The sequence below is a fragment of the Sphingomonas sp. STIS6.2 genome (assembly GCF_000732685.2).
GTDB classification, from domain to species: domain Bacteria; phylum Pseudomonadota; class Alphaproteobacteria; order Sphingomonadales; family Sphingomonadaceae; genus Sphingomonas; species Sphingomonas aerolata.
In genome coordinates this window covers 357,915-368,912 of the sequence record NZ_JPDP02000159.1, presented here as the reverse complement: position 1 = coordinate 368,912, position 10,998 = coordinate 357,915, and the positions used below count along the sequence as shown (strand labels likewise).

Here is a 10,998-nt window from a genome sequence, read left to right as displayed (position 1 = left end):
TGGCACAACCCAGGCAGGGGTGGCTGGCATGTGGACTAGGGCAGGCGGATGAGATCGCGGATACGACCGGCCAGCGCGTCGATCGCAAAGGGTTTCGTCATCACGTGCATGCCCGGATCGAGATGGCCGTTGCCGACCACCGCATTTTCGGCATAGCCGGTGATGAAGAGGATCTTGAGGTCCGGACGGCCTACGCGCGCGGCATCCGCCATCTGCCGCCCGTTCATCCCCCCCGGCAAGCCGACATCCGTGACCAGCAGGTCGATGCGCGTGTCGGACTGGAGGATCTTCAGGCCGGCTGGCCCGTCCGCGGCCTCGATCGCGGCATAGCCCAGTTCCTCGAGCACCTCTACGACCAGCATGCGAACGGTGGGCTCGTCGTCGACGATCAGGACGGTCTCGCCACGGATAGCGCGCGGGACCTCGGCAAAATCGGGCTGCGGTTCGTCCTCGTCCGACGGACCGAAATGCCGTGGCAGATAGATGCAGATATTGCTGCCTTCGCCGACCTCCGAATAGATCCGGACCTGTCCGCCCGACTGGCGCGCAAAGCCGTAGATCATCGACAGGCCGAGCCCCGTGCCCAGACCCAAAGGCTTGGTCGTGAAGAACGGATCAAAGGCCTTGGCGACGACCTCGGGCGGCATGCCGGTGCCGTTGTCGGACACACAGAGCGAGACATATTGACCGGGATCGAGATCGCGGTCGCGACCCATCCGCGCGTCGATCCAGCGATTGGCCGTCTCGATCGTCAGCCGTCCGCCCGTGGGCATCGCATCGCGCGCGTTTATGCACAGGTTGAGGATCGCGTTTTCGAGCTGGTTGGGATCGACGAGCGTCGACCACAGCCCGGCGGAGGCGACCACCTCGACGGCGACGTCGGGCCCGACTGTCCGGCGCACGAGCTCCTCCAGCCCGCCGATCAACCGATTGACGTCGGTCGGCCGGGGATCGAGCGTCTGCCGCCGCGAAAAGGCCAGCAGACGGTGGGTCAGCGCCGCGGCACGCTTGGCGGCACCCTGTGCGGCAAGCGAGTAGCGTTCGACATCGCCCAGCCGTCCCTGTGCGATGCGGATGCCGAGCAGCTCGAGGCTGCCCATGATTCCGGTCAGCAGATTGTTGAAGTCGTGCGCCAGCCCGCCGGTCAGCTGGCCCACGGCTTCCATCTTCTGGCTCTGGCGCAGTGCGGCCTCGACATCCATCAACTCGCGGGTGCGCGCGGCGACCTGATCCTCGAGCGTTTCGGTCCAGGCGAGCAGTTCGGCGGCATGCCGGCGGCCATCGTCGATGTCCGTATTGGTGCCGACCCAGCGCGTGATCTGGCCGACGATGGTCCGTACCGGCTCCGCGCGAGCAAGAAACCATCGGTAGCCGCCATCAGCACTACGCAACCGGAACTCGGCGGCATAGGTAGTGCCCGTATCGCGTGCGGCCTGCCACGTCGTCGCAGTGGCCTCGCGATCGTCGGCGTGAACCAGTGACAGCCAGGTGCCGGATCCAGTTAGAGCGCCGGGCGAAATACCGGCATAATCATAGACCTGCTGGTTGACCCAGTAGATCTCGCCATCGGGACGCGCCGCCCAGATCAGGCTGGGCACCGCTTGCGCGAAGACGCGGAACTGTTCTTCACTCTCGCGGAGTGCTGCTTCCGCACGCAGCCGCTCGGTCGCCGCACGAACCCGGTCCGCGACCTCGCGCATAAGCTGGAGTTCCTCGTCCGCCCAGACTCGCGGCTGATCGTGATTGGCATAGAGCAGCGCGACGAAGGCATCCTGTTCGAGCAACGGCATGTTGACGAACGACCATGCGCTGATCGCCTTCAGGCCGGCAGCACCCGCAGCGGTGCGCGGGTCGCGCTCGACATCGGCGATCACGACCGTGCGCCCTGCCTTCAGATCCTCGATATAGGACCCATAGTCGCGGAACTGCAGCATGCCCGCCAGGGTGCGTGTCCCCGGCGCATTCCAGTCCCGCTCGACGGTGATCGTCTCGGCTAGGGCGTCGATCACGCCATAGCCGACCCGGCTGACCTGCAGAGCGTGGCCGAGGATTTCGGCCGCTGCATAGGCGATTGCCGCAGGGGCCGTCAGATCGCGGATCGCGTCGCCGAGTGCCAGCAACGCGGTTTGCCGCACGTCGGCGAGCTTGCGGGCGGTGATTTCAAAGCTGATCCCGGGAAAACGTAGCGCAGTCCCGTCGGCCGCGCGCTCGCAGCGGCCCTGCGCGATTACCCAGCGGATCGTCCCGTCGCGCTCGAGCAGGCGATATTCGGCTTCGAAGGGTCCGCCCGATCGGACGGCCGCCTCGATGGCCTGCTCGGTGCGAGCGCGGTCGTCCGGATGAATGCCTTGAAAGAACGTCGTGATCGGTGCGCCCGCCGCCGCGGCTGCCGGATCCACCCCGTACAGCAGAGCGAACCGGGCATCGGCGGTGACGCGATCCCGGGCGATGTCCCAGTCCCAGGTACCGATCCCGCCCCCGGCCGAAAGCGCCAGCTGCAACCGTTCCTCGGCCTCGCGGGCGAGCGTCTCTGTCCTGTGCCGCTCGGTCACGTCGCTGAGCAGCACGGCGATCCTGACCGAGCCCGGCTCGCCAATCCGCGCGACCTGTGCATCATAGCGCCGATCGCGCTGCGCCACGCGCGTCTCGAACCGGGTTGCGTGCCCGGTCCGGGCGATCTCGCCGAACGTCCCCATCCAGTCGCCATCCAGTGCGGGCTGCAGCGCGTGCCAGGTCTGTCCGACCGGGTCGCGCAAGCCCGTCTGCCGGAGAAATTGCGCGTTCGTTTCCAGGAACCGACAATCGACCACGCGATCGCCGTCGAAGATCAGATCGACCAGCCCGAAGCCGATATCGATCGCGGTGAACACTTCGCGATAGTCGCCTTCGCCGGGATGTCCCGATACGTGCTGACAGTCGTTCCCGGGGACGTTGTTCGGACTCGAGGGCATCGAATTTTATACTCGCAGGAACACCAACTCGGGTCCGGCACACGACCGGCCATGCGGCCGGAGTCACCGGACCCGGGTCGTCAAACGCGAGACAGGCGGTGGTCGATCCCCGGGAAGTTTGGTGTCATGCGGAACGGACGCGCGCGCTGGCGGATGTCAGAGCGGACGCGACCCGTTCGGACCAAGCGGCACAGCCATCGTGCGCGCCGATCAGGTCCTGGCGGATCTCGATCTCCGCATAGAGGCGCCGTGCCGGATAGGCGTGCCGCGGGATCGTATAATCGATTAAGTCCATCCGATAGGGCTCGTTGTCACCCACCACGAGGTCGGGCTCGCCCGCCAGGACCTCGAGCATCGCGAGGGCGAAGCGCGTGTCGCCGCCATCGTGCAGGATTCCGATATGCCAGGGCCGCAATCCCGCCCCGTCCGCGCCGCGCATCGCCGGGGTGAAGCTGTGCAGCGCAACCAGGATCGTCGGTTGTCCGGCGGCATCCCGGCGTGCGATCTCGGCCGCGATCGCCGCATGATAGGGCGCATGGATCACGGCATATCGCGCGGCTCGATCCGCCTCGCTCAGGTCGCGATTGCCGGGGATCGGCGTGCCGTCGCTGGTCTCGGCGATCGCATCGGGTTGCGTCTCGCTCCGGTTGCAGTCGACGACCAGCCGAGAATAGGTCTGATGGATGAAGACTGCGTCGAGCCGGTTTGCGAGCAGGCGCCCGACCTCGCCGACGCCGATGTCCCAGCCGATGTGCCGCCCCAGCTCGGCATCGTCGAGACCGAGCGACCCGAGCGACACGGGCACTGAGTTTCCAGCATGATCGCCGATCAGGAGGAACGATGATGCGCCTTTCGGGTTGACGATAACGGTCGGAGGCCTGTCTCCTGCCGCGATCAGCGGTCCCTCGGTCCGGTTGGTCATGCGATACGGATCCTGAATGCCATTTCTCACACTTTCTCACGTGACGAGATACACTTACCGGCAACCGGTAGCATTTGGCGAGCACCGTATCATGGTCCGTCCGCGCGAAAGCCATGACCAGCAGCTGATTTCGGCCGAGCTGACCATAACCCCCGAACCGTCGGAGGTGCGGTGGCTGCACGACGTGTTCGGCAATTCGGTGGCGATCGCGACGTTCGATCGCCGTGCGCGCGAACTCGTGTTCGACAGCCGGGTGCGGCTTGATCACAGCCCCGCCGAACTCGCGACGGTCGATATCGAGCAGTACGCACGCTCCTATCCGTTCACCTATTCGTCCGAGGACATGCCCGACCTGTTGCGGTCGATCGAGCGCCAGCATCACGATCCGCACCGCGAGATCGATCGCTGGGCGCGGCGGTTCCTCGATCCCTCGGGGCGGACCGATACGCTGGCGATGCTGTCCGACATGACCGCGGCGATCCGGCGCGACTTCACCTATGTGCCGCGCCCCGAAAAGGGGACGCAGTCGCCGATCGAGACGCTTGCCCGGCGCAAGGGTACCTGCCGCGATTATGCGATGCTGATGATCGAAGCGGCGCGCGCGCTCGGCTTCGCGGCGCGGTTCGTGTCGGGCTATGTCTATAATCCATCGAGCCGCGAGCAGCGGACGGGGGGCGGCAACACGCATGCCTGGGTCCGCATCTATCTGCCGGGATCGGGTTGGGTCGAGTTCGATCCGACCAACGGCATCATCGGCAGTCGCGGGCTGATCCGCGTCGCGATCGCCCGCGATATCTATCAGGCCGTGCCGATCTCGGGAAGTTGGGCGGGGTTCCCCGGCAGTTTCCTCGACATGACCGTTTCGGTCGACATCGCGGTCGACGAGCCGAGCGCCGCCCCTACAGCCACAACCCCGCTCGCGCCGCAGCCGGTCCGGGCATGAGAAAGACGACCGCATGCTGATCCGCGCCGGCTATGATATTCGCTTTGAGGCCGATGTTCCGACGCCGCTGATGGCGATGCTGAGCCTTCACCCGTCGCGCAACCGCGATCTGGTCACCCCGCACCGGATCGTCGCGAGCCCCGACGTCCCGATCTACGATTATCTCGACGCGTTCGGGAATGTCTGCACGCGGATGACCGTCCCCGCCGGCGGCCTGACGCTGTCGTGCGACTTCACGATCGAGGATGACGGGCAGCCCGACCCGGCCGATCCGGATGCCATCCAGCATGCCGTCGAGGACCTGCCGGACGAGATCCTCGTCTTCCTGCTTGGCAGCCGCTATTGCGAGACCGACCGGCTGTCCGAAACTGCCTGGTCGCTGTTCGGGCATGTGCCCTCAGGCTGGGCACGCGTGCAGGCGATCGTGCAGTTCACGCACGACCATATCGAGTTCGGCTATCATCATGCGCGGGCGACCAAGACCGCCTGGGATGCGCATCAGGAACAGCAGGGCGTGTGCCGCGATTTCGCGCATCTCGCGATCACGCTGTGCCGCTGCATGAACATTCCGGCGCGCTATTGCACCGGCTATCTCGGCGATATCGGCATTCCCCCGGTCGACGCACCGATGGATTTCTCGGCCTGGTTCGACGTCTATCTCGGCGGGCGCTGGCATACGTTCGACGCGCGACACAACCAGCCGCGGATCGGCCGGACCCTGATGGCGCGCGGCCGCGATGCGACCGATGCCGCGCTCACGACGACGTTCGGGCCAGCGCGGCTGGTGGGCTTCGACGTCCACACCGACAGCGTCGACGCGGCGGCTTGAGCCCGCCGCAGCGTCGGTTTACGCTTGTCACCCCGCCGGCGTTCGTGCGAACGCCGCGACACCATTAAACAATGCTGCGATGCACCATATGCCTGCTTCTTCGACACCCGGTTCCGTCCCCAGCAACGCCAACGCGCTGCTGCTGCAAGCGATCGCGCTGCGCCAGTGCGTGACCGCGGTCTACAACCGGATGCATGTCAAACTCGCGCCGCATATCCTGTTCACGCGGCATGATGACGTGTTCGTCGACGCGGTCACGCTGCAGCGCGACGGACAGCCGCCCAAGGAGATCAAGCTCGGCACGTTCAAGCTCGCCGGGCTGAAGGATATCGTCGTGATCGACGAGGGGTTCCGGCCCGACGCCGTATTCAACCCGCACGACATCAAATATGAGGGCGTGACGCTCTTCGTCGTCGAGCCGAACTGACCGCCAAACGGACTGGCGCCGTGGTTACGGCGCGGGCGGCAGCCATGCCGTCTCGATCTCGCCGTAGCGGTCGACAAAGCCCGTCCGCCGCATTTGAAGCTCCGGGTCGAGGATCCGGACCCGTCGACCGTTGCGCTCGATCACGCCGTCACGCTCCAGCGCGCGGATCGTCCGGTTGACGTGCACCTTGGTCAAGCCGAGCGCATCCCCAATATCGCTCTGCGTCAGGGGCAGGTCGAACGAATCGATCACGCCACCCGCGGTGACCCGCAGACGCGCCAGGATATCGAGCAGGAGCGTGGTCAGCCGCTCCGCCGCGCCCTTTCGGCCGATCGAGGTAAGCCGATCGCTCATCGCGACATTCTCTGCCGCGGCGATGGCATAAAGCAGCCCGGCGAGCCGCGGCTGCTGGCGAAAGATCTGGCCCAGATCGGCCTTGGGTAGTTCGGTGACGGTACAGTCCGACACCGCGGTCAGCGTCGCCGAGGCCTGCGACCAGGCGATGCTGGACGTGCCGATCAGGTCGCCGGCATAGTGGAAGCGCAGGATCTGGCGGCCGCCGGCCGCGAGCCTCGCCGCCGAATGCAGCCAGCCATAATGGACGACGAACAGTGCATGGCTCGTCCCGCCCTCCGCCATCAGGATCTCGCCGGGCTTGAGCCGGATCTCACGTTGCTCGGCGCGCGAGATCGCGGCGCGTTCCTCTTCGGTCAGCGCAAGATGGCGTTCGAGCCGCGCGATCAACCCACTTCGATGCATCGTTCCGCCCCTGCATTCGCCCTTGTCGGCGGCCCCTGTCGGCTGCCCATCTCGGCTGCCCGTTACGGCCGCTCGTGACCCCATGCTCAACCATGCGGTTCGTCCGGTCGTCAACAGGCCGATTGGTCCGTATCAGCCTTTATCGAGCTGTCCCAGAATGATCGGCGTAAATCGATCGGCGATCCGATCGATGCCGCGTATGTTCGGGTGGACATGGTCGCGCTGCATCAGCGCGGTGTCGCCGATCACGCCATCGAGAATGAACGGATAGAGTCCCGCACCATAGGTCTTGGCAAGATCGGGCCAGATCGTGTCGAACGCCGCCTGATATTCGGGGCCGAGATTGGGAGGCGCCCGCATGCCCGTCAGCACGACCGGGATCTTGCGGCGGCGCGCCTCGTCCATCATCGCGGTCAGGTTGGCGCGGGTCTCGGCGGGCGGGATCTGACGCAGCACGTCGTTGCCGCCCAGTCCGAGCAGGATGAGATCGGGTTTGCGGGGAAGGCTGTCCAGCGCGAAGGCGAACCGCTGGCGCCCGGCCGCGCTGGTGTCGCCCGAGACGCCGGCATTGACGATCGTCGCGTTGACGTCCTTGCGGCGGAGCGTCGCCTGCAAAACGTCGGGCAGGCTGTGACCGCGCGCGACGCCGTACCCCGCGTACAGACTGTCGCCAAAGGCCAGGATCAGGCGCTCGCGACCGGCCGGCGCGGGAGGCATCGCGACCGCCGTACCATCGACCGCCGTGTCGTTGCCCGCGCCGCGGGTGGCCGCCACAGGGGCCGGGCTATCCGCCGCCCGATCGCACCCCGCGAGGACCAGCGCTTGGAGAACCGCGGCGACTGCCACATATGAAGGCCTGTATCGCTCCAACGTAAAGTGCTCCATGTCCCGATCAACCTCCGACGATATGGTGATATCGGCCCGCAATGTCACGCTGACGCTCGGCAGCGCGAGTGCGGCGACCGCGATCCTCAAGGGCATCGATCTCGACATTGCGCGGGGCAGCAGCGTGGCACTGCTCGGGCCTTCGGGGTCGGGCAAATCGTCGCTGATGGCGGTGCTGTCCGGGCTCGAACAGGCGAGCGGCGGGCAGGTCGAGGTTGCGGGACTCGATTTCGGCGCGCTCGACGAGGATGCGCTGGCGCGCGCGCGGCGCGGTCGTATCGGCATCGTGCTCCAAGCATTTCATCTGTTGCCGACGATGACGGCGCTGGAAAACGTCGCCGTCCCGATGGAGCTTGCCGGCATGGCCGATGCGTTCGCACGCGCCGCCGACGAGCTGGAGGCGGTCGGGCTCGGCCACCGGACCGGGCATTATCCGACCCAGCTGTCGGGCGGGGAGCAGCAGCGTGTCGCGATCGCCCGCGCGCTGGGACCGCGGCCGGATCTCGTCTTCGCGGACGAGCCGACGGGCAACCTCGATGCCGCGACGGGTGCGGCGGTGATGGACCTGCTGTTCGATCGACGTGCGGCGACGGGCGCGACGCTGATCATCATCACGCATGATCCGGTCCTCGCGGCGCGGTGCGATCGGGTCGTCGAACTCGGTGACGGGCGCATCGTCCACGACCAGTTGCGGTCCGTGACGGGCGCGGGGGCATGACCGACTGGCGGCTCGCCTGGCGTCTGGCCAGGCGCGAGCTCAATCTGCGATTCCGCGGCCTGCGACTGCTGCTGGCCTGTCTGTTCCTGGGGGTCGGCGCGCTGGCGGCGATCGGCAGCCTGACCCGCGCGATCGACGGCGAGCTGGCAAGTCGCGGCAGCACGATCCTGGGTGGCGACGTCGAATTCGCCACGTCGCAACGCGCTGCGACACCCGAAGAGCGCCGCGCGATGGCCGCGCTCGGCACCGTATCGGAGACGGTGCGCATGCAGGCGACGGCGGTTCGCGGTTCGGCCAGCGTCCCGATCGAACTGAAGGGCGTCGACCGCGCCTATCCGTTGTACGGCACCGTCCGGTTCGCCGATGGTGGCACAGCGGAGCCGCCCCGTGACTCGGGGATCTGGATCGCGCCCGCGCTCGCCGACCGGCTAGGCGTCGGCCGCGGCGCCCGGATCCGGCTGGGTACGGCCGAGTTCGTGGTCGACCATGTCCTCGCCGAGGAGCCTGACCGGCTGGGCGAAGGCTTCACGCTGGGGCCCGTCGCGATCGTTTCGCTCCCCGGGATTGCGCGGACCGGCCTGATCCAGCCGGGCAGCCTGTACGAGACCAAATATCGCGTCCGCCTCCGGTCGGGACTCGCGCCCACGCGCGCGGTCGATCGGATCAAGGCGGCATTCCCGTCCGCGGGCTGGGAAAGCAAGACCCGCGATCGCGCCGCGCCCGGTGCCGAGCGCTTCGTCCAGCGGATGGGCCAGTTCCTGTTGCTCGTCGGACTCTCCGCGCTCGTCATCGCCGGTATCGGGGTCGGGAATGGGGTCTCGTCCTATCTCGCCGCACGGCGGCAGAGCATCGCCGCGCTCAAGGTGCTTGGTGCGACGTCCGGGATGATCGCCCGGGTATACCTGATCCAGATCGTCGTTGTCGCCGGGATCGGCATTCTAGCCGGTTTGATCGCCGGCGCCGCGGCGGTGCCGTTGATCGTCGCGCTCGCGGGCGACGTGCTGCCGGTCGCGCCGAGCTTTGCAGTGCAGCCCGTGCCGCTGCTGCTCGCCGCCGCCTATGGCATGGTGATCGCGCTGGCGTTTACCGCGCCAGCACTGGTCGAAGCCGGAAGCGTGCCGGCGGTCGTGCTGTTGCGTGGCAATGCCGGCCAGCGGCGCGTACCGTTGCACCGGACGCTGCCCTGGGTCGCCGGTGGCGGGCTTGCGCTCGTTGCGCTCGCACTGCTGACCGCGGAACAGCCTGGGCTCAGCGCGGGGTTCCTTGCGGCGGTCGCGGCCGTGCTGCTCCTCCTTGCCGGGTTCGGCTGGGTCATCCGGATCGCGGCTGCGCGATTGCCGCGGGCGCGCCAGCCGCTGCTCAGGCTTGCGGTTGCAGCACTGCACCGTCCTGGCGCTCGCACCGGCACGCTGGTGGTCGCCCTCGGCCTCGGGCTGACGCTGTTCGTCCTGCTTGCTGCGATCCGGACGAGCATCGACGCGAATATCGCGCGGACCGTTCCGCAGCGCGCGCCCGCCTTGTTCGCGCTCGACGTTCCGCCGCAGCGCGAAGCGGAATTCCGCCGCACGGTCGCCGAGGCTGCGCGCAAGCCGGTCGTGACCACCGTGCCCGCGATGCGCGGGACGATCACGGGCTATGCGACGACGCGTGTCGCCGATCTCAAGACCTTGCCCGAAGGCGCCTGGGCGCTGCGTGGCGAACGCGGCCTGACCTATGCCGAGACGCTGCCGGACGGCAGCACGATCACCGCGGGACGCTGGTGGCCGCGCGGCTATGCCGGGCCGCCGCTGGTGTCGATCGACGAGCGGCTGGCCAAGGCGCTCGCTCTGAAGATTGGCGATCCGATCCAGTACAGCCTGCTGGGTGTCGAGCGGAGCGCGCGGATCGCGTCGTTCCGGCGGATCAGCTGGGATACGCTCGGCTTCAACTTCGTCATGGTCTTTTCCCCCAACGCGATCGCCGACGCGCCGCATAATCTGGCGGCGACGATCGATCTCGACCGTGGCGAGGAGGGCGCGGTGATGCGTGCGCTGCTGCCGCGGTTTCCGTCTGTTTCGGTGATCGAGGTCCGCGACGTGCTGGGACAGTTGCGGACGATCGTGGGGCAGATGGCGACCGCGATCACCGCGGCGGCGTCGGTTGCGATCCTTGCCGGTATCGCTGTGCTGATCGGGGCGATCGCCGCGGCGCGCGAAGCGCGGACCTATGACGGCGTGATCCTCCGCACGCTCGGCGCGACGCGTCTCCAGGTGCTCGGCGTCCAGGCACTCGAATATGCGTTTCTGACGGTGATCCTGTCCGCGGTGGCGCTGCTGCTGGGGCTGGGGGGGGCGTGGTATGTCGTTACGCAGGTCTTCGCGTTCGCATGGCTGCCGAGCTATCCGGCGGTGGTCGCGACGCTGGTGGCGGGCGCGGGGCTGACGATGGCGATTGGGCTGATCGGGGCGTGGCCGATCCTCAGCGCCAGACCAGCCCGGGCGTTGCGCGATCTCTGACCTGTTCCGGCCGCGGCACGAAATCGCGGCCGCGGCGTTTGCATGGGGTCGGGACGGCGCGATGGGCGG

9 protein-coding genes are annotated in these 10,998 nt (G+C 67.5%); 5 read left to right on the top strand and 4 right to left on the bottom strand.

The window, feature by feature from the left end:
• Positions 1–35: 35 nt before the first annotated feature.
• Together sphst_RS16590 and sphst_RS16585 are read right to left on the bottom strand one after the other, a co-directional pair.
• Positions 36–2,951 (bottom strand): PAS domain-containing protein, encoded by a 2,916-nt coding sequence (locus tag sphst_RS16590; protein ID WP_056408043.1) that lies wholly within the window; start codon positions 2,949–2,951, stop codon positions 36–38.
• A gap of 124 nt (positions 2,952–3,075) precedes the next feature.
• The gene (locus tag sphst_RS16585) at positions 3,076–3,873 is read right to left on the bottom strand and encodes an N-formylglutamate amidohydrolase (protein ID WP_031395610.1); all 798 of its coding nucleotides are present in this window, start codon (positions 3,871–3,873) and stop codon (positions 3,076–3,078) included.
• A gap of 16 nt (positions 3,874–3,889) precedes the next feature.
• On the opposite strand from sphst_RS16585, the gene sphst_RS16580 reads away from it, so the two are divergent.
• The 3 genes from sphst_RS16580 (at position 3,890) to sphst_RS16570 (ending at position 6,072) form a co-directional block, all read left to right on the top strand.
• Positions 3,890–4,816 carry a transglutaminase family protein gene (locus tag sphst_RS16580; RefSeq protein WP_056675681.1) on the top strand — a complete coding sequence of 309 codons (927 nt, stop codon included), beginning with the start codon at positions 3,890–3,892 and terminating at the stop codon, positions 4,814–4,816.
• A 13-nt stretch (positions 4,817–4,829) separates the two neighbouring features.
• Positions 4,830–5,645 (top strand): transglutaminase-like domain-containing protein, encoded by an 816-nt coding sequence (locus tag sphst_RS16575; protein WP_031395203.1) that lies wholly within the window; start codon positions 4,830–4,832, stop codon positions 5,643–5,645.
• Between the two features lie 88 nt (positions 5,646–5,733).
• Positions 5,734–6,072, top strand: coding sequence for a hypothetical protein (locus sphst_RS16570; protein ID WP_042467360.1), 339 nt, complete (start codon positions 5,734–5,736; stop codon positions 6,070–6,072).
• Between the two features lie 24 nt (positions 6,073–6,096).
• Here sphst_RS16570 and sphst_RS16565 read toward each other — a convergent pair whose 3' ends face one another.
• The gene (locus tag sphst_RS16565; protein ID WP_031395205.1) at positions 6,097–6,831 is read right to left on the bottom strand and encodes a Crp/Fnr family transcriptional regulator; all 735 of its coding nucleotides are present in this window, start codon (positions 6,829–6,831) and stop codon (positions 6,097–6,099) included.
• 132 nt (positions 6,832–6,963) lie between these two features.
• Positions 6,964–7,605 (bottom strand): arylesterase, encoded by a 642-nt coding sequence (locus sphst_RS16560; protein ID WP_234387718.1) that lies wholly within the window; start codon positions 7,603–7,605, stop codon positions 6,964–6,966.
• 109 nt (positions 7,606–7,714) lie between these two features.
• Here sphst_RS16560 and sphst_RS16555 point away from each other — a divergent pair, with 109 nt between their 5' ends.
• Both sphst_RS16555 and sphst_RS16550 read left to right on the top strand, forming a co-directional pair.
• Complete coding sequence (locus tag sphst_RS16555) at positions 7,715–8,434, top strand: ABC transporter ATP-binding protein (protein WP_031395207.1); 720 nt, start codon at positions 7,715–7,717, stop codon at positions 8,432–8,434.
• On the top strand, positions 8,431–10,929 hold the full coding sequence (locus sphst_RS16550) for an ABC transporter permease (RefSeq protein WP_107045847.1): 2,499 nt from the start codon (positions 8,431–8,433) through the stop codon (positions 10,927–10,929). The genes sphst_RS16555 and sphst_RS16550 overlap by 4 nt, the downstream gene beginning before the upstream one ends.
• The last annotated feature ends 69 nt before the right edge of the window (positions 10,930–10,998 follow it).